The 20,274-nt window shown below is 50.9% G+C and carries 15 protein-coding genes; 12 read left to right on the top strand and 3 right to left on the bottom strand.

What is annotated here, in order from left to right:
* The first annotated feature begins 93 nt into the window (after positions 1 to 93).
* The 5 genes from NSS83_RS15145 (at position 94) to NSS83_RS15125 (ending at position 7,226) form a co-directional block, all read left to right on the top strand.
* Positions 94 to 1,179, top strand: coding sequence for a hypothetical protein (locus NSS83_RS15145; RefSeq protein ID WP_341348538.1), 1,086 nt, complete (start codon positions 94 to 96; stop codon positions 1,177 to 1,179).
* Between the two features lie 134 nt (positions 1,180 to 1,313).
* Positions 1,314 to 2,249: a metal-dependent hydrolase gene (locus NSS83_RS15140; protein WP_341348733.1), complete on the top strand. Its 936-nt coding sequence runs from the start codon at positions 1,314 to 1,316 to the stop codon at positions 2,247 to 2,249.
* A gap of 61 nt (positions 2,250 to 2,310) precedes the next feature.
* Entirely contained in the window at positions 2,311 to 4,452 is a 2,142-nt protein-coding gene (locus tag NSS83_RS15135; RefSeq protein ID WP_341348537.1) for a LuxR C-terminal-related transcriptional regulator, read from the top strand.
* Positions 4,453 to 4,517: 65 nt separating this feature from the next.
* A complete protein-coding gene (locus tag NSS83_RS15130) occupies positions 4,518 to 5,228 on the top strand; it encodes a DUF4386 domain-containing protein (RefSeq protein ID WP_341348536.1) in 711 nt (236 codons plus the stop codon).
* A 171-nt stretch (positions 5,229 to 5,399) separates the two neighbouring features.
* Positions 5,400 to 7,226: an APC family permease gene (locus tag NSS83_RS15125; protein ID WP_341183816.1), complete on the top strand. Its 1,827-nt coding sequence runs from the start codon at positions 5,400 to 5,402 to the stop codon at positions 7,224 to 7,226.
* Positions 7,227 to 7,308: 82 nt separating this feature from the next.
* Here NSS83_RS15125 and NSS83_RS15120 read toward each other — a convergent pair whose 3' ends face one another.
* Entirely contained in the window at positions 7,309 to 9,963 is a 2,655-nt protein-coding gene (locus tag NSS83_RS15120) for a cation-translocating P-type ATPase (protein ID WP_341348535.1), read from the bottom strand.
* A 270-nt stretch (positions 9,964 to 10,233) separates the two neighbouring features.
* On the opposite strand from NSS83_RS15120, the gene NSS83_RS15115 reads away from it, so the two are divergent.
* The 6 genes from NSS83_RS15115 (at position 10,234) to NSS83_RS15090 (ending at position 15,362) form a co-directional block, all read left to right on the top strand.
* Complete coding sequence (locus NSS83_RS15115; protein WP_341183818.1) at positions 10,234 to 10,713, top strand: site-2 protease family protein; 480 nt, start codon at positions 10,234 to 10,236, stop codon at positions 10,711 to 10,713.
* Between the two features lie 185 nt (positions 10,714 to 10,898).
* Positions 10,899 to 12,320, top strand: a complete 1,422-nt coding sequence (locus NSS83_RS15110) for a carbohydrate ABC transporter substrate-binding protein (protein WP_341348534.1) — start codon at positions 10,899 to 10,901, stop codon at positions 12,318 to 12,320.
* Between the two features lie 62 nt (positions 12,321 to 12,382).
* Complete coding sequence (locus NSS83_RS15105) at positions 12,383 to 13,366, top strand: sugar ABC transporter permease (RefSeq protein WP_341348533.1); 984 nt, start codon at positions 12,383 to 12,385, stop codon at positions 13,364 to 13,366.
* The gene (locus tag NSS83_RS15100; RefSeq protein ID WP_341348532.1) at positions 13,356 to 14,210 is read left to right on the top strand and encodes a carbohydrate ABC transporter permease; all 855 of its coding nucleotides are present in this window, start codon (positions 13,356 to 13,358) and stop codon (positions 14,208 to 14,210) included. Before NSS83_RS15105 ends, NSS83_RS15100 begins: the two co-directional genes overlap by 11 nt.
* A 151-nt stretch (positions 14,211 to 14,361) precedes the next feature.
* A complete protein-coding gene (locus NSS83_RS15095) occupies positions 14,362 to 14,883 on the top strand; it encodes a GNAT family N-acetyltransferase (protein ID WP_341183822.1) in 522 nt (173 codons plus the stop codon).
* Positions 14,880 to 15,362, top strand: a complete 483-nt coding sequence (locus tag NSS83_RS15090; protein WP_341183823.1) for an isochorismatase family cysteine hydrolase — start codon at positions 14,880 to 14,882, stop codon at positions 15,360 to 15,362. The genes NSS83_RS15095 and NSS83_RS15090 overlap by 4 nt, the downstream gene beginning before the upstream one ends.
* Before the next feature lie 132 nt (positions 15,363 to 15,494).
* On the opposite strand, the gene NSS83_RS15085 is transcribed toward NSS83_RS15090, so the two are convergent.
* On the bottom strand, positions 15,495 to 16,565 hold the full coding sequence (locus NSS83_RS15085; RefSeq protein ID WP_341348531.1) for an LLM class flavin-dependent oxidoreductase: 1,071 nt from the start codon (positions 16,563 to 16,565) through the stop codon (positions 15,495 to 15,497).
* 854 nt (positions 16,566 to 17,419) lie between these two features.
* On the opposite strand from NSS83_RS15085, the gene NSS83_RS15080 reads away from it, so the two are divergent.
* Positions 17,420 to 18,709 (top strand): arsenic transporter, encoded by a 1,290-nt coding sequence (locus NSS83_RS15080; RefSeq protein WP_341183825.1) that lies wholly within the window; start codon positions 17,420 to 17,422, stop codon positions 18,707 to 18,709.
* Positions 18,710 to 18,999: 290 nt separating this feature from the next.
* Here the strand turns inward: NSS83_RS15080 and NSS83_RS15075 are convergent, their stop codons facing one another.
* Positions 19,000 to 20,202 carry an oxalate decarboxylase family bicupin gene (locus tag NSS83_RS15075; protein WP_341348530.1) on the bottom strand — a complete coding sequence of 401 codons (1,203 nt, stop codon included), beginning with the start codon at positions 20,200 to 20,202 and terminating at the stop codon, positions 19,000 to 19,002.
* Positions 20,203 to 20,274 lie beyond the last annotated feature (72 nt).

The raw sequence follows: 20,274 nt of genomic DNA, 5'->3' as shown, positions 1-20,274 counted from the left end.
AAAAGAAACTGAGCTGAGAATATTATGCAACTTTTGGAAGAGCAATTCAGTCTATCATGGTGAGGTGACAAATCAACAAGTGGAGGATATTCCATGAACTACAAAAGTAAAGTCGTGTTTATTGGCTTGCTGCTTGGTGCTTTATTAGCAGGATGCAGTCAGAATGAAAATTTATCTTCAAATACTCCTGCAACTGAACAAAGTCAGAATGTAAATTCCACTAATAATGAAAGTGAAGGGATGACAGAAGCAGAGCCACTCTCTTATACCGCAGAACAAAAAATTGAAATTCGTGAAGCGGCTAAGAAAGCCGGATTAGATAAAGTCTACATCCCTACAGTAGGTTTAGGTAGCGATGATTACATGGAGCGTGTTGAAGTTAAAGACAATCAAGTCCGTATTGTATTTATTCGTGGTTCAATCACTCAATCCAAAGAAGAACTTAGACCAACTAACGAGATTGCTTCGACTAAAAAAGTTGAGCTTTCTAAAGATGGATCTGGAGAGTGGATTGCTAAAGAGAATGAAGTACCGTATTTATACTTTGAGAAAGACGGACTGTATTTCAGAATGAGTTCAGCTAAAACCTTTTTTCAGGCTGAATATGAGAGAGCAGCCGCTTCGCTTGAACCATTAACAGTTCAAGATACGGCAGGGACGAAAACAACACCTTACGCCATTACAAACAGTAGGGCCATCAGCTACCAAACGTTTGCTGAAATGGATGCGCAAACAGATATTGTTGTTAAGGGAACGAAGGCCGGGACTCAGGAAATAGTTCTCAAAAAAGAAGATGTGGACGGAGTGGTTATTGACAATCGCACATTATCTAAATTTGTACTGAGCGATGTATTTAAAAATAACACCGGCCACACGTTGTCCAGCGGGGAGACCATCATTGTCCAAGAAAATGCAGTAGCAGACTCGTTAAGAGTTTACAGCACATTAGGATATCAGTTGATGAATGAGAATGAAGAATACTTGCTGTTTTTGAGAGAAAGCCTCACTGATTCTGGTGTATACATTATCCGTGGCGTTGTTTATGGTAAAGTACCTGCTGGGGGTGAAGGCATTCAATCTAAGGGCATTGCTGATGAGATACAGTTTAAAGGAGACAATCCTACCCGGGAACGATTAGATGCTATTTTTGAGGACGCCCGGGAAGTATATTTAAACTGAGTATTAAATTGAATGAACCTTTTCCCCGCTCCATTTGTTAATAACTTGTCGAGGCTCTGAACATTGAGGGGAACGTCTGACGATTCAGGGATGGACGAAGCTTAACAAGCAAAGCGGGGGGATTACAGGTGTCTATGATATTGGCTATGCACATGGCTACACATCTGCTTACGGGCAGCTTCATTGTATCGATGGTGCTCATGCGCTACGAGATTTCTTTCAGGGAAAAAGTTGTTCTGCTCGGACTGGCCTCATTCCTGGGCATTGTGCCGGATCTGTTGGGGAACAGGTATGTATCTCCGTGGTCGCATTCCATCGTCGTCATGGGGCTGGTTATGGTGCCAATTGTGTTCATATTCAAGCTGCTATTGAAGAAATATTCGTATATCCAGTTATATCTGTGTCTGGCGGGGAGTGTGCTGGGGCATATTCTGGTGGATTATTTGGGGCATGGGGTGCATTTGATCTACCCGTTGTCCCGTGAAGCTTATACGATGCCATTGATCTATCTCGGTGATCCTGCGGTTTGGGTGCCTATGTTGGTGGGGGTTATAAGTTTCGTGCTTCCGGTGTCTTTGGGCAGGAGACGGGTGCTGAGTGCAGCCGGTGCTGTGTGTATTGTCCTGTATCTCGGCCTTAAGCTTGCCATGCTGATACAACTGGAACAAGGGCTTCCGCGAAACTTCACGCTCACTTCCCAGGCAGCCGTCCAGGTGTCTCCGCTGGGAGATAATCAGGTGCATAAGCTGAGTGATTTTTGGAAAATGGGGTTTGACGTCATTGACTCCCAGCGCAGGGTGCTTGGGGTGTTACCTGTCTTGGGCGGTGAGGTTCAGTTAGACATTAATCTGATCTATGCCACGAAGGGTGACGTTGTGCGCAGCAATTCGGGAAAAGACGGGCTGGAGTACGTGTACCGGGTGCCTCCTACTGAAGATGAAGCTTCATTTAAAGTGAGCGGGGAGAGCAGACAGGGGCCGGAAGGGAAGATTGTTGCCCGCGACCGGGAAGGAAATCCACGTTATTTCATTTATAAGGATGGAGAGTGGGCGGAAGAAGCGAAGGAGTAGATATCACCGTGCAACCGGAAGAGTCATTGATGATAAACAGAGCGAATGGTAAGATGTGGTTATGCGTACACCTATCCTAAATACCAAATTCAATATCCCGCCGCTTCGGCCCAAAATGGTGCTCCGTGAACGGTTAATCCATAAGCTTCAAGAGGGTCTGCAGCGTAAATTGACCCTGATCTCCGCGCCCGCCGGTTACGGGAAAACCACATTGATTGGCGATTGGATCGCTACTTGCGGGCGGCCTTGCGCATGGCTGTCGCTGGAGGAAGGAGACGGCGAGCCTGCGCGTTTTCTGAGCTGCCTGATCTCCTCCCTGCAAACACTTGCCCCGAAGACAGGCGAAAGTTTGCTTGCGGTGCTGCAGTCTCCCGAGCCGCCGTTCATGGAGGCAATCCTGCCGGCACTGCTTAAGGATCTCGCCGCCATGGCTCCTTGTATAATCATCCTTGACGATTATCATGTAGTCCAATCGCAGTCTGTCGACAAGTTAGTTTCCTTCCTGCTTGACCATCTTCCCGGGCATGTCCGCCTGGTGATGATTACCCGCGAGCAACCGCAAATTCCATTAGCCCGGTTACGGGTTCAAGACCAGTTAACGGAGCTACGCGCCTCTGATCTGGTGTTTACTTCCGCAGAAGCCGAAGAATTTCTAAACAGAATCATGGGACTTAACCTGCCCGCAGATAAAATAGCCGCATTGGAATCACGTACCGAAGGCTGGATCGCCGGCTTACAGCTGGCAGCGCTCTCGATACAGGGGGATCGTGGTACCGGACGGTTCATCCAGTCCATCGCCGGCAGCCATCATTTCGTACTGGACTATTTGGTGGAAGAAGTTCTGCAACGGCAACCGGAAGCCGTTCAGCGTTTTTTACTCAGGACCTCCGTCCTTGACCGCCTGTGCGGTTCTCTGTGCGATGCCATTATGCTTAATACCGGGATGATGGGCAAACAGCAGTTACTTGAGCTTGAACGCCAGAACTTATTTGTCGTTCCCTTGGACCATGAGAGACAGTGGTATCGCTATCACCACTTGTTCGCTGAATCATTGCGAAGACGGCTGCAGGATAGTCACGACAACAGCAGTATCGCGGAAATGAATAAACGGGCAAGTGAATGGTATGAAAGCCAAGGCTTCGAGATCGAAGCGTTTCGTCATGCTGTCCAATCGGCTGATATTGACCGTGCTGCACGTCTGCTTGAAGGTAACGGGAAGCCGCTGCATCTTCGCGGAGCGGCAGATTTTACGCTGAAATGGCTGGAGTCGTTGCCTGCTGCGGAGCTGGAGGCAAGACCTGCGCTGCTCGTGATATATGGTTCAATTATGCTGATCACCGGCAAGCCGACACATATCGAACCTAAGCTGCGGGCAGCGGAAGCGGCGCTGGAGGGCGTCCGGCAGGATGCCCGCATCAGAGACCTGATCGGACTTATTGCCGCAACCCGGGCTGCCGTAGCCGCGCTGATGATGGCAGCAAAGCCTGGTGGAGCCAGTCCCAAATTACTGGCGGCCGAAGCGTCCATGCAAATGACGGAACAGGAGGATAAGACCGATGATCTTATCGGGCTGATTGCTCCTGCAAGGGAGATCTGGGCAGGGGTAAGCCAAGAGATAGAAGAAGTCATTACCCAGTCAAGCCGTGCGTTAGAATATCTCCGTGAGGATAATCTTGCGGTCAGGACATCGGCTGCTTGGATGCTGGGTGTGGCCTGCCAGCGGCGGGGAGACTATATCGAAGCCCGGAAGGCCTATAACGGGGTCATTTCGTACAGTCATATGATGGGCCATAAACCGATGGCTGTTCTGTCTCTGATCGGCCTGGGTCAAATGGAGGAAGCGGATAACCGGCCCGGTCCGGCAGGAGAATGTTACGCAGAGGCACTTCGTCTGGCCGGTGATCTGCCGCTTCCGGCTGTTCAAGAAGCACAGGCGGGTCTGGAGCGTGTACAGAGGGAACGCAAACCGGGCCAGGAAGGCCACCTGTTCGAGCCGCTCAGCAGACGAGAGCTTGAAGTGCTGGCACTTATCGCCAAGGGACTGTCCAACCGGGACATTGGCGCGAAGCTCTTCTTAGCTGTGGACACGGTCAAAGGGCACAACCGCAGGATTTTTGAGAAGCTGCAGGTACAAAGACGCACAGAAGCGATCGCGCGTGCCCGTGAGCTGAATTTGCTTCCAGACCCGCTGAAACCACACTAAAGTGTCTACTGGCTATACTGCCGCTTAGCTATAATCCTTGTAACACGAGCTAAGGGGAGATAAGGATGAACAGGAATGCAAGGGTGGCCGGGGTACTCTTTCTGGTCTCAACGGGGGCTTATATGCTAGGGAGCTGGCTGCTGAATCCCATGCTGCAGGGGCCTGAATTTCTCGCGGGTTTATTTGCAGACAGAACAAGAGCCGCCGCCGGATTATTGCTGGAGTTGATCAACGCTATAGCAGTTGTGGGAATTGCGATGCTGCTCTATCCTGTTCTACAAAAATATAACGGGGCCTTTGCGGCAGGGTACTTAAGCTCCCGGATCATTGAGTCTGTGCTTCTAATAATCAGTTTAATCGCGCCAATCCTGCTCATCTCGTTAAGCGAAGATCACGCAACGGCGGAAGCCTCGGGTTATTCTTACCTCCAGCGTATAGCGGATGTAGCGGTAGAAGCTCATTTGATGTTATTTCAACTGGCTATGATCGTGCTGAGCTTGGGCAGCTTGTTATTATGTTATGTTCTCTACCGTTCAGAGCTGATTCCGCGCTGGTTGTCCGTGATCGGCTTCATCGGGTATGCCGGGTTGTTAACAAGCAGTAGTCTGGCCATCTGCGGCCGTGATACCGGAACCATCCTGTATATTCCAGGGGCAATCTTTGAAATTGTTCTTCCGCTTTGGCTCTTGGTTAAGGGATTTAATCTGCGTGAAGAGACATCCTCACTTGCCCGCGGGCCGGACCATGGGGCAGCCAATGCTCTGGATAGAGAATAATCTTAATGCAATCTTAATGTCTCGGCGTATTCCTTAACGCTATATTAATGCCTGACATGATATGTTGAACACCACAGAATAGTCTTCTGTGGTGTTTTTGTTGTGTCCCGGAACAGGAGTAGATGGGGTTCAACCAAGATCCTACAAATAACAAGCGAGTGGTGAAACTGAGTGATTTCATTTTTAAAACGATTTTTAATTGGCAGGCCCTTAAAGTCCAGTGAACTCGGAGAGCAAAAGTTAAATAAAAAGAAAGCGCTGGCTATACTGTCTTCTGATGCACTGTCATCCGTTGCCTACGGGCCGGAGCAGATTCTGATTGTTCTGGTTACGATTGGGGCAGCCGCCTTCTGGTATTCGATCCCGATTGCGCTGGGAGTATTGATCCTGCTGACCGCGCTCATTCTGTCCTACCGGCAGATTATTTTTGCTTATTCCCACGGCGGGGGCGCCTATGTGGTGTCTAAGGAGAACCTGGGCAAGTATCCGGGGTTAATTGCTGGCGGTTCGCTGCTGGTTGACTATATTTTAACGGTTGCTGTAAGTATATCGGCGGGCACGGATGCCATCACCTCAGCGTTTCCAAGCCTACATGAGCATAAAGTGGTGATTGCCATTGCTTTTGTGCTGCTGATCACGATTTTGAACTTAAGAGGGGTCACGGAATCTGCCTCCGTCCTCGCTTATCCGGTCTATTTATTCGTCCTTGCCTTATTCATCCTGATTGGTACAGGTCTGTACAACATCTTGTCAGGCAACGTTCCGGCAGAACTGCATACCTCACTGGGGACTCCGGTAGCGGGGATCAGCCTGTTTCTATTATTGCGCGCATTTTCTTCCGGGAGCTCTGCGTTAACGGGGGTTGAAGCGATCTCCAATGCCATACCGAATTTCAAAAGCCCGGAAGCGTCCAACGCCTCCAAAACCTTAATCGCCATGGGGGCTTTATTGGCTGTGATGTTCTCCGGCATTGTGGTGTTAGCCTATTATTACGGGATTGCTCCCCGTGCTGACGTCACTGTGGTATCGCAAATTGCCGAGCAAACCTTTGGCCGGAATGCGATGTACTATTTTATCCAGGGAACGACTGCATTAATCCTGATCCTGGCTGCCAATACCGGTTATTCCGCCTTCCCATTGCTGGCTGTGAACCTTGCCAAGGATAAATTCATTCCGCGAATGTTCACCATGCGGGGGGACCGGCTGGGATACTCCAACGGTATTATCATATTGGGTGTTCTGTCCATGGTTCTGATATATGTCTTTGAGGGGAAAACGGAGCAGCTGATTCCTTTATATGCTGTAGGTGTGTTCATTCCCTTTACATTGTCGCAGAGCGGAATGATGGTGAAATGGCTCCGGGAAAAGCCTGCGGGCTGGGTGCAAAAGTTCATCATCAATACGGTTGGCGCTCTAATCAGCTTCGTGGTAACGATGATGTTCTTCATGACCAAGTTTACTCAGGTATGGCCGGTATTTGTCTTCCTGCCGATTCTGCTCCTGGTGTTCCACCGGATTCATAAGCATTATGAGGCCATTGCGGACCAGCTTAGAATTTCGACCTGTGAGGAGACGATCAAGATTGAAGGTAATGTGATTATCGTGCCGGTGGCCGGGATCACTCATGTCGTGATGAACTCCCTGGAATATGCCAAGTCGCTGTCTCCGCAGCAGATTATAGCCGTCTACGTGCCCTTCGAGCGGGAAGATGAAGCGGTGTTCGAGGAGAAGTGGAGAAAGTGGCAGCCGGACGTAAGGTTAGTAACCCTATATACTCCTTATAGAAGCATCGTACAGCCATTGACCAAGTTTATTGATAAAGTGAATTGGAAGGCCGCTGAGCTGAACCATAGGGTAACAGTAATCATTCCACAGTTCATTCCGAAGAAAGGCTGGCATAATATCCTTCATAATCAATCGAGTCTGCTGATACGCGCCCGTCTGCTGTTCCGCAGCGATGTGATTGTCACTACAGTGCCTTATCATTTGAAGAAGTGATGGATTATAAAAAAGCCTGCACCCCTCTATACAGGGCGTGCAGGCTTCTTGCTGTTATCAAGGTTTGTTAACTTAGCCTGGCTTAAGCAGCCTGCTTCGCAGGCAGCAGGCGGCGGACCAGCTTCGCCAGCTCCATCACAATGACTGCGCCTAGGGCGAGTCCGGTGGCGGTCAGCCAGTGGTTCATGCCGAACGTGGCAGGGATCGAGAAGATCTCACGGACACCAGGCAGGACCGCAATGCCGTAGAAGGCGAAGCAGATCATGACTGCGCCGATTACATATTTGTTGCTGAAGAATCCGGCTTCCACAGAGGTCTGGCTGTTGGAGCGGGCGGCGAAGGTCTGCAGGGTGCGCGCCAGAATCAGCGTGGTGAAGGCCATCGCAATCCCCATTTCATCCGAATGCTGCAGTCCGATATACTGGGAGATAATCACGGCAATCCCGATCAGCAGACCACGGGTGATCACTGCCTGCATCATCCCGCCTGCGAAGATACCCTCGCTGATGTCCCGCGGCTTGCGGCTCATTACATCCGGCTCGGCCTTTTCCATGCCTAGCGCAATCGCCGGGAGGGAGTCATTCGCCAGGTTAATGAACAACAGCTGAATGGCCGTGAACGGATTGATCCAGTCGAAGATCAGGGCGAACAGGATGGCGATAATCGCACCCAGATTGCCGGCGAACAGATAGGCGATCGCCTTCTTAATGTTATCGAACACTGTCCGGCCAACGGCCACTGCATTGACAATAGACACGAAGTTATCATCGGTGAGGATCATAGCCGCCGAATCCTTGGCAACATCGGTTCCGCTGCCCATCGCAACCCCGATATCGGCCTGCTTCAGTGCCGGGGCATCATTGACACCGTCACCGGTCATGGCGGTGATTTTGCCCTTGCGCTGCCAGGCCCGGACGATCCGGATCTTGTTCTCCGGGGAGACGCGGGCGTAGACGCCAATCTGTTCCAGTCTGTTGTCCAGCTCTTCGTCGGACATGGCATCCAGCTCCTGGCCGGTAACGGCGATCTCATGCTCCGCCATCAGTCCGATGTCGCGGCCGATGGCCTGGGCGGTGGTCTTATGGTCCCCGGTGATCATAATCGTACGGATGCCTGCTTTGTTCGACTCGGCGATAGAGCCATATACGGCCTCGCGCGGCGGGTCAATCATCGCCGACAGGCCGACCAGAACCATGTCATGCTCATCGTCAAGGCCCACCTCAGTCACCGTGTCCGGCACGTTTTTATAGGCATAAGCAAGCACGCGCAGAGCTCTGCTGGAGAACTGTTCGTTTGCTTCATTGAAGGATTCCAGCACCTCCTCTGACAGCGGAACCTCCTGGCCCTCCAGCAGGACATGGGAGCATCTGCTGAACAGAACATCCGGGCCACCTTTGGTAAGCAGGGCCTTCTGTCCTTCGAACGTATGCAGTGTGGTCATCAGCTTGCGTTCCGAATCGAACGGCAGCTCGGCCTCGCGCGGGAAGTTATCGCGGATCTCGCGGTAATCCCTGTCCTTGTTATTACTGAAGGCAATCAGTGCTACCTCGGTCGGGTCGCCCAGTTCCTTGCCTTCTTCATTAATATTGGAGTCGTTACAGAGTACGGCGATATGCAGCAGCTTGCGGGCTTCTTCCGACCAGTCATCGGCCTTCAGCTTGAACTGCTCCTTCGGGCCTCCGGGGAGGAAATAATCGACAACCGTCATTTTATTCTGGGTCAGCGTCCCGGTCTTGTCCGTACAAATGACGCTCGTTGATCCCAGTGCCTCTACAGCGGGCAGCTTACGGATAATGGCATGCTGCCGGGCCATCTTATTCGTGCCCACGGAGAGTACAATGGTTACGATAGAAGATAACGCCTCGGGGATAGCGGCGACGGCTACTGCTACAGCGAACATCAGGGCATTCAGGATGGCTTCGGTGGTATCCACCGTGTCATTCGAGAGCCAGACGCGTGCGGCCTGAATGGAGAAGATCAGCACGGATAGCAGCAGGACGGCGATCCCCAGCTTTTTGCCGAAGCTCTCCAGCTTGCGCTGCAGGGGCGTCTGCTTGGCTTCGGCACTCTCGATCAGCCCGGCAATCTTCCCTAGCTCAGTACCGAGCGCCGTTCCTGTAATGACCAGGGTTCCCCGGCCATAGACGACCAGCGAGCCGCTGAAGGCCATATTGCGCCGGTCGCCCAGCGGAGCATCCTGCGGGATAGGATCGGTATGCTTATCTACGGCTTCAGATTCGCCGGTCAGCATGCCTTCATCAATCCGCAGACTCCCGGATTCAATAATCCGTCCATCCGCAGGCACATAATCACCAGCCTCCAGGAAGACGATGTCTCCCCGGACAAGCTCCCTTGCCGGAATCGACAGTAAGGCCCCGTCCCGCATGACCTTGGCTTCGGGTGCGGACATTTTGCGCAGGGCGTCCAGTGAGCTCTCCGCCTTCCGGGTCTGCACCACACTGATTACAGCATTCAGAATCAGCACGACGAAGATGATAACAGACTCCATAATATGTCCCATTACGATCTGAACGGTAGCCGCGATGAGCAGCACAATGACCATAGGATCTTTGAAATTCTCCAGAAACAGCTTCCAGAGCGGGTCCTTCGCTTTGCCCTTCAACTCATTGTAGCCTTCCTTGGCCAGCCGGTTATCTACTTCAGCAGACGTAAGCCCGCTTGCGGAACTGTCGACTTCTTTCAAGGTGTCTGATATATTGCGGCGGTAATACTCCATCAGATACAAGCTCCTCTCCCGTTAGTTATTCTTTAGTCTGTATGGTCCAAATTTACGTTATATAGTATGACAAGTTTCAAGATTTTCAGCCCGGGCGGCTAATTACTTATACCCCAAAGGGCCATAGTTAGATAGAATGAATTCAGATAATTATTCGTTAACGGTGAAAAATATATCGTAAAGGTAGGGTTCTACTTGAATCGGACATTTGCATATGTGATGCTGTTTATCGTCTTTATTCTCCTGTTATCCATTAAGGAGCCGTCAGTGGTGAATACGGTGTTCCTTACGGTTATGGTGACATTGTTAAAATATCTGGTCACGTTCATTCATGAACTTGGGCATTATTTGGCCGGGAAACTCGTGGGCTATCCTGTACCAATAGTAACACTTGGAGAACGAAAGCCGTTCTGGCGTGTATCATTTTGCGGAACTTTATTTATTTTCTGCTATGGCTTCGGCGGGTTAACACTTATGGGGAGCAGTGAAAAATTCAGCAGGCTGCGTTCTACCATATTTGCTCTTGGCGGGGTAATGTTCCAGCTTGCTGCAATAATTCTGGTTTATATTACAATGGGAATCGGCAACGAAGACAACTACTTCCTTCCCCTGATTTTCATCATTCTGAATGGATGGACCATCGCGGTCAATCTGTATCCAGCTATCATTTCCAGAAATGAGGCATACTATTTTAGCGACGGCCTGCTTCTGGCAAGAATCATTAAGAGTAGAGAGATCCATCACGATTGATTCTTCTCCTGCGTATTAAGGCGCTTCGGCATATAGCCCAGGCGTCTTTTTTGTACTTTTAGAGCAGAACCCATAAATAGTGGTATTTTTCCCAATGAGGGTTCCTTATGCCGGAAAGGGACAGGCACTATAATATGAAGGCGGTTACAAAAAACCGAGGATGAATATAAAAGGGGAGGCAAAGTATGAAAAGTATGAAGCGTGTTTTAGCGGGACTCTCAACAGTACTCGTGGTGTCATCTGCTCTGGCAGGATGCGGCGGGAACTCGGGTAATAACTCGTCCGGCGCAGCTGCAACAACGGCTCCGGCTGCATCGAATGCGGCAGAGGCGACCAAAGCTCCGGAAGCAGGCAGCGGTGAGAAGGTAACGATCAATCTGTGGAGCTTCACCGATGAAATTCCGAACATGACTAAGAAGTATTTGGAAATCCATCCAGAGGCAAATGTGGAGTTCAAAACTACGATTGTAGCAACTACAGACGGCGCATATCAGCCTGCGCTTGACCAGGCGCTAGCTGCCGGCGGCAAAGATGCACCTGATATTTATGCTACTGAAGGCGCATTCGTACTCAAATATACACAAGGTGATGCATCCACTTTTGCAGCCAACTATGCGGACCTGGGCCTTACGGATCAAATGGTTAAGGATGCAGGCATCGCCCAGTATTCTGTAGATATCGGCAGCAGCACTGACGGACAGCTGAAAGGTCTCGGCTATCAGGCTACAGGCGGAGCCTTTATCTATCGTCGCTCGCTTGCCAAGGATGTATTTGGAACTGATGATCCGGCCAAGATCAAGACAGAGGTTGGACCCGGCTGGGATAAATTCTTCAGTGCAGCAGAGAAGCTGAAAGCTAAAGGATATGCCGCAGTTTCCGGTGACGGCGATATCTGGCACGCGATCGAAAACAGCTCTGATAAAGGCTGGATTGTTGATGGCAAGCTGCATATTGATCCGAAACGTGAAGAATTCCTTGATCTCTCCAAGAAGCTTAAAGACAATAACTACTATAACGATACGACAGATTGGCAAGAAGCCTGGTTCGCTGATATGAACGGCACTGGCGAAAAACCAGTCTTCGGTTTCTTCGGTCCCGCTTGGCTCATTAACTATACGTTAAGCGAACATGCCAAAGATACAAAGGGTGACTGGGCAGTTACTGAATCACCAACAGGATTCTTCTGGGGAGGCACTTGGCTGCTTGCTAACAAAGACGTAGTCAAGGACGAAGCCAAGAAAAAGGCTGTTGCAGACTTTATCAAGTGGGTAACACTCGACACCACTGAAACCGGACTCCAGTACTACTGGGCTAACGGAACGTTGAAAGATGGCGAGCAAGGTGCGAAGGACAGCGTTGCTTCCTCCGTTGTTATGGATAAGTCTAAAGGTGACTTGGAACTCGTTGGCGGACAGAACATTTTCGATATCTTTGTTCCGGCGAATGCCAACGCTTCCGGTAAGAACTTGACTGCATTCGACGAAACGATCAACAAGCTCTGGCGTGATCAAGTACGCGAATATACTGCAGGCAATAAGGCCCGTGATAAAGCAATCGAAACCTTCAAACAGCAAGTCAAAGATCAACTTAATATCGATAGCGAATAAAAATCAAACGAAGGGGCGGGGGAGTCATCCCGCCCCTTCATATCAACTAAAGGGGTGAGAGCATGCGCCGCAAAGGTGTGAACTACTCTAAATTTGGCTACATTTTTACGTTTCCGTTTGTTTTGGCTTTTCTGATCTTCTCGCTCTATCCTATTTTATACACCGCATTCATCGGGTTCACTGATTTGCAGGGATTAATACCAAAACCCATACATATTTTGGATAATCCTTTTCAGAATTTCAAAGATTTGATCCTTAGTAACGCCTCTTTCCGGAAGTCTCTGATTAACACCGGGTTGCTCTGGATCCTTAACTTCGTTCCCCAGATCCTTCTGGCGCTCTTACTCACTGCATGGTTCACTAACCAGCGTCTTAAAATTAAGGGACAAGGCTTTTTCAAGGTTCTGCTCTATATGCCAAATGTGATTACTGCCGGTACAATCGCCTTGCTATTCAGCACTCTGTTTGGCTATCCGATGGGTCCGGTAAACAGCTTTTTTCAAATGATGGGCTGGTCCGACGCTCCGATCTACTTCCTCCAGGATAAGACGGTAGCGCGGGGCATTGTGGCATTCATCCAGTTCTGGATGTGGTACGGAAACACCATGATTATTCTTATCGCAGGTGTTATGGGTATCAATCCTGCGCTCTTCGAGTCTGCGGCGATTGACGGCGCAAACGGAGTTCAAACATTCTTCCGGATCACGCTGCCAAGTTTACGTACCATTCTGTTATTCACGCTGATTACATCTATGGTCGGTGGCTTGACTATGTTTGATATTCCGCAGCTCTTCCTTGCAGGCGGACCGGATGACTCTACGCTTACTACGTCCATGTTCATTTATGGGCAAGCTTTTAAAGGAAGCTATTTGTACAACCGTGCTGCTGCTGCGAGTATGATTATGTTCTTGATTTCAGGAATATTATCTGCATTTGTGTTCTATCTAATGCGTGACCGTGACGCGGCAAGACTTAAAAAAATCGAAAAAATGCATCGGAAATCCAACAAGAGCAGCCAAAAGGGGGGCGTAGCACATGGACAATAATCAAAAAGACGGAAATGTCACCCGGACGATCAATAAAACGATTATCTATATCGTCTGCATCTCTCTGGCGGTGCTCAGCATCCTACCGTTTTGGATCATGTTTGTAAACGCCACCCGCTCTTCGTCAGAAATCCAAGGCGGTCTCTCACTATTGCCTTCATCCCATATGATGGACAACCTGCGGGTGCTGCTCGAAAAGAGCTTCGATCCGATTCAGGGGTTCATGAATTCATTTATTATTTCTGCTTCAGCCACTCTCCTGACTGTCTATTTCTCATCCCTTGCGGCGTACGGTCTAGTGACTTATAGCTGGAGGCTGCGCGGGGCATTCTTTACCTTTATTTTATGTGTAATGATGATTCCCTCTCAGGCAAGTGCCATTGGTTTCTATCAGTTCATGTATAAAATACATTGGACCAACAGCTTCCTTCCGCTGATTCTTCCTGCAATTGCCGCACCGGCAGTAGTGTTCTTTATGCGCCAGTATCTGCTGGCTACGCTGTCCATAGAGATCGTGGAAGCAGCACGTGTGGACGGTTCGGGTGAGTTCAAAACTTTTAACCGCATTATCTTGCCGCTGATGGTTCCGGCAGTCGCGACGCAGGCAATCTTCGCCTTCGTGGGCAACTGGAACAACTTGTTCATGCCGTTAATCCTCCTTACTCAGAAGGAGAAGTATACGATGCCGATCATGGTCAGCTTGCTGAAAGGGGATATATACAAGACCTCCTTCGGCTCGATTTATATGGGGCTGGCGCTGACCGCATTGCCGCTGTTCGTAGTCTACTTCCTGCTGTCCCGTTATATTATCGCAGGTGTAGCACTGGGCGGAGTCAAAGAATAACCGGATCAGGATAGCTGTGAAGACAAACCATACTGCAGAGAAGGTCCATTCCGATGGATCATTCTACTGCAGTTTTTTGTGTTGGGAGATTCCGGTTCAGTGCCAATTGATGCTACAATTCTAGGGATAAGATCTGTGAGAGGAGGCAGCAATGGAATATAACATAAGAGCCGCCAGCGGGAGCGATCTGGGTAGTCTATGTGCAATCCGTAATCACGAGGGCTTATTCCGCAAGTATCTGGACCAGCAGAAGCACGGGGACATCTGCTTTATTGCCGCTGAGAAGGATGGGAGGATTGCCGGGTTCGGGCTGCTGAAGTTAAATGGAAAGAGCGGTGCCAAATTAAGTGACCTCTATGTACAAGAAGCCAGCCGGGGACAAGGTGTAGGCTCCGCTCTGATCCGTTACCATGAGGAACTGGCCCGCAAGCTGGGCTATGCTGAACTGTTTACCAGTGTTGATCCGCTGGAGAATCCCAGAATGATACAACTGGTTACCAGGCTCGGTTATCAGGCGGTTACGGAGCCATATTTGAAAACAGCGATTTTTTATAAAGAAGACGGTACAGCGTATGAGACCACATATACAAGAATCGATTGGCAGAAGCGGTTGAATGAACATCCGGCATCAGGTAAGGTGGAAGGATCAACGGATAGGGGGAAGCAGCAGTGAAAATCGGATTGTTAATTATCGATCTGCAAGAGGTCCATGTGAGCGGGGTAGAGCAGAAGGAAATTGACCGCGCCTGCGAGTATATCAATTTTGTCTCGGGACTGCTGCGCGCCAAGGGACATGCCGTCATTCATATTCAGGACATTGAGGGCATGCAGCCGGCGGAGGAAGCGAAGTTCGCGATCATCCCCGAAGTCGAGGTTCAGGAGACGGATTTCAACGTGAAGAAGGAATACTCGAATGCCTTTTGGAAGACGGATCTGGAAAAGCTTGTGCGGGAGCAGGGGATCGATCTGCTGATCCTCTCCGGCTATGCCGCTGAGCATTGTGTTCTGTTCACCTATAACGGCGCTGCCGAGAGGGGAATTAAGGCGGTGCTGCTGCAGAATGGGATTCTAAGCTCGCATCAGGATGTAATCACCGCGGCGTACAGAGACCGGAATCTGATTTCGTATCCTGTGATTCAGGCCCTGGTGTAATCTTGGCTGAGAATGAACGCCGGACGATACGAAGATAAGATAAGAAGCTTCAGATGACGTCACAAAAAAACACCTCAGGCGCAGAGTGGGCCTTGAGGTGCTTTGGGTATGATTTGCTGTGCTTGCGCGCAGTTATTTTCCCTCAGTTCGGGCTAACTCCGCATGCACGATAGGGGCCACCTTGGTGCCCAGCAGCTCGATGGCACGCAGGACCTCATGGTGCGGCATGTAGCCGACATTTACATGCAGGAAGAACCGGGTCACGCCGAGATTCTTACGCAGCAGAATGATCTTCTCGGCGACATACTCCGCGTCACCGACATAGAGTGCCCCGCGTAAGCTGCGGGCATCGTCGAAGGCTGCGCGGTTGTAGGTTCCGCCCCAGCCCCGTTCGCGGCCGATGACATTCATCTGGGCTTGGGTGGACGGGTAGAACAAGGCTGCCGCCTGGTCGTTAGTCTCACCTACGAAGCCGTGGGAGTGTGTAGCGATCTGCAATCTGTCCGGATTATGCCCGGCGCGTGCTGCGGCTTCCTTGTACAGGTTCACCAGCGGAGCGAACCGCTCCGGCATTCCGCCGATAATGGCGAAGGCAATTGGCAGACCCAAGGTTCCGGCCCGCACGGCAGATTCGGGGTTGCCGCCGCTGGCGATCCAGACCGGAAGCGGGTCCTGAACAGCGCGGGGATAGACCGGCAGATTATTTATAGCCGGACGGTGCCCGCCGCGCCAGGTGACCTTCTCGGAGGCGCGGATCGCCAGCAGCAGCTCCAGATTCTCCTCGAACAATTCATCGTAATCCTCCAGACTGTAACCAAACAGCGGGAAGGACTCAGTGAACGAGCCGCGTCCGGCCATAATCTCTGCCCGGCCGTTCGAGAGGCCGTCCAGCGTAGCGAAATCTTGGTAGACCCGCACCGGGTCATCCGAAGACAAGACGCTGACCGCACTGGTCAGTCTAATCCGCTTGGTTGTTGCTGCCGCTGCGGCGAGGACTACAGCCGGGGCACTCCCTGCATAATCCTTACGGTGATGCTCGCCTATTCCATATACGTCCAGGCCCACTTGGTCAGCGAGCACAATCTCCTCTACAGCTTCCCGCAGACGTTCTGCATGGCTGATCGTTTGCCCTGTCACCGGGTCAGGTGTAGTCTCCAAAAACGTGCTTATCCCAATTTCCATAATCTTCTTATCTTCGGCCATAATAATCCGCCCCTTTCTTCATGTCATCATTCTACTATACTTTTTAATGTTTCTCAACTTTAGTAAGTGAAATGGGGGACTTTTATTAATTTCTTATTGTAAGGGAAACTATAGTTTTAGCAGATCGAAGCGATGTATGCGAAAAACCCAACACAATTGGACCGGACGCGGCGCGTAGGCGAAATGTAATCGAAAAACCGATTACAATTGGATCGGACGCGGTGTGTAGGCCAAATGTAATCGAAAAACCGATTACAATTGGACCGGGTGCGGCGCGTAGGCGAAATGTAATCGAAAAACCGATTACAATTGGATCGGACGCGGCGCGTAGGCGAAATGTAATCTAAAAACCGATTACAATTGGATTGGTACCTGCGGTCTACGCATCTTCCTACGCCAAAAAGACCGGGTTGCCCCGGCCTCTTTGGCGGCCTGCTGTCTTCAGGATTCAGGATTTATCCTTCTTGACGGCAAGCTGTACAATCATAATCACAAGAACGAGCAGTGCGATGAGCTGGTCTGTACTCATGGTAGTCCGAACCTCCAATCCCTTAACAAGGATGGCTCTTCCGGACCTGCGTCTCCTCTCCAAGAAGCTGCTTATTCCCCATAATCCAGCCTATGTATTCATACATACACTTAGTACTTAAGCATATAAATATTATTGCAGCAGACGGCTGACGGGCGGGGCGGCAATGCCTCTGAACAGCCTTGTGTAACGCAGGTGATCCTTCCAGCAATTTTTATCTTGTACTTCGGATAAGGCTGCTTTAGTATATATAAATTGGCTTATATTTATATCTACTGTAAGGAGTGCATCGGGGAATGCTGCAGATCAAATGGGGGGCTGAATTATGGTTGTGATAGCCTGCCTGATTTTTGTTGTGACTTTGGTTTTTGTGATCTGGCAGCCGCGGAATTTATCGATTGGCTGGTCCGCCTGCGGAGGGGCGATTCTCGCGCTTGCGGCAGGAGTGGTCAGCTTTGGCGATGTCCGTGATGTGACGCTGATTGTATGGAATGCGACGCTTGCCTTCGTAGCGATTATCCTAATTTCCTTAATTCTTGATCGTGTCGGCTTCTTCGAGTGGGCGGCGCTGCATATGGCGGCGGCGGCACGCGGCAACGGCACGCTGATGTTTATCTATGTGATCGTGCTGGGTGCAGTCGTGGCGATGCTGTTCGCCAATGACGGGGCAGCGCTGATTCTGACACCGATCGTGCTGGCGATGGTCCGGGCGCTGAATCTTGACGAGCGCAAGGTCTTTCCTTTTATTATTGCCAGCGGCTTCATTGCCGATACCACCTCGCTGCCGCTGACCGTCAGCAATCTGGTTAATATTGTCTCCGCCGATTTCTTCGGCATTACCTTCATGCAATATGCGGGCCATATGTGGCTGCCGACTTTATTCTCGTTGGGTGCGAGTATCCTGGTTCTGTATCTGTACTTCCGCCGCAGCATCCCGAAGGCGTATGATACCGCCGGAATGAAGCTCCCGGGGGATGCTATCAAGGACCAGCGGATGTTCCGGCTATCCTGGTTCGTACTCACGCTTTTGGTAGCCGGATATTTCGTCAGTGAATTCCTGGACATTCCGGTATCCGTAGTTGCTGGAGTAATCGCAATCTGTTTCCTGCTGATGGCCCGCAGAAGTCCTTACGTGAAGACGATGGAAGTGGTCAAGGGGGCGCCTTGGGCGATTGTTTTCTTCTCCATTGGCATGTACGTAGTGGTGTATGGTCTGCGTAATGCGGGACTGACGGATGTGCTTGCAGAGATGATCGGCGGAATTGCGAAGCACGGGCTGTTCGCCGCCACAATGGGCATGGGCTTCCTAGCTGCGCTGCTCTCCTCGGTGATGAATAATCTGCCGACGGTGCTGATCGGATCGCTGGCCATTGATACCGCACATGCCGCGGGTCTGGTGAAGGAGGCTTTGATCTACGCCAATGTTATTGGTTCGGATCTGGGGCCAAAGATTACACCGATTGGTTCACTGGCTACCCTGCTGTGGCTGCATGTGCTGTCCGGCAAGGGTGTGAAGATCTCCTGGGGCACCTATTTTAAAATTGGGATTATCCTGACGGTTCCCACACTGTTCATCACATTGCTGGGTCTATACCTGGAACTGAAGTGGCTCTAATCATGAGCCGTATAAGCTAACAAGGGGCCACGATCCCGTGTACAATTCATAATATACAAGGAGCGGTGCAGACCTTAGTCTGACCGCTCTTTTTTTTGAAAATATAAGAATTTATATGTTGCACACGATAACTTATCCTTCTATTTCTCGCTGAAACGGTACCGTCCTTTCAAAAGGACGGCAAAGCCGTTTCCACTTGTAGAATTTATATGTTTTGGGGTCCCCGCAAAGTACCTGAGTCATCACCTACGCTAAAGCCCCACTTTGTGGGGGTATTTTGAAATCTAAGCCTATCCTTCCTTCTGCTTCCCCTGTTCCTGATCCGGGTACTTCACCACAGGCCACTTCACCTTGCGCAGGGCGTTCATCAGCTCCGGACCGGCATGCAGATTGCTGCTGACCAGTTCCCCTGGCGTGAGCGCCATCCACTGGTTGAGGGAGACGTCGGCGAACCGGTCGCTGCGGAACATCTCCAGGAACCAGAGCGTCTCTGTGCCGGTATTCTGAACATAATGCCCCTGTGCAAAAGGCACATAGCCGACATCCCCAGCCCTGACATTGAAGGTGCGGGCATCGCCGTCCCCTCCAAAGACGGTCATTCGTCCTTGCCCGCTGAGGTAATACTGCCACTCGTCATTGTTCGGGTGCCAGTGCAGCTCCCGCATCGCCCCGGGCTCAATCTCTACCAGGGCTGCGGCGATATTCCGGGAGATGGGAAAATTGCTGGAGTCGACAATCCGCACACTGCCTCCCGGTGTCTTGAGCGGCGGCTGAGCCATCAGCCGGTGCTTGAAGCTCAGCGGAATCTCCCCGTAAGGCGATTCGATCCGCTGGCTTGCAATCGGGCCTGGCACCTGATCCTGATAGATATACACCTGCTCCTTGGGAAGATAGGCGAATGCAGATTCAGGTACACCGAAGTTCGCGGACAGGACTTCGCGCGGCGTATGGGCGAACCAGTCGGAGATGGACAGGGTGTTCAAATCCGAGAAGCCTCCATCGTCGAACACAAGCAGGAATTCACATCCCTCAGCCAGACCCTGAATGGAATGCGGGATGCCTGGAGGGAAATACCACAGATCGCCGGGACCGACATCGGCAATGAAGTTGCGGCCATTCTGGTCTACAGCTGTAATCCTTGCGCTGCCCAGCAGCATGTAGGACCATTCCGCCTGCTGATGCCAGTGCAGCTCACGTACACCGCCCGGCGTCAGACTCATATTTACGCCCGCAAGTGTAGTGGCCACCGGCAGCTCCCTGACCGTCACTTCACGGGACCAGCCGCCATGATTCAGCTGCATATGGGCGTCGGAGAACGAGAATTTCAGATTCGGGATCAGCCCGTTGTCCGTGACCGGAGGAACGAACATATCGGGATTCTCCCGGTCGCGCATGATGTCACGTGGACCCAGGTCGATATTGCCTGCACCGTCACTGCGTATGGGCTGGGGAATGACGGGCTGGCCTGGAGAACGGGGATGATCAGGATTCATCACATAGGCTCCTTTCTGGAACGCACAGCATTTCAAGAAAATATATGCGCAAATGTGATAATATTTGACTAC

Origin of the sequence: Paenibacillus sp. FSL H3-0469 (assembly GCF_038051945.1) — a bacterium.
GTDB lineage: Bacteria > Bacillota > Bacilli > Paenibacillales > Paenibacillaceae > Paenibacillus_AQ.
Note: the sequence above shows the minus strand (reverse complement) of the source record. Positions and strands in the feature narration are given on the sequence as shown.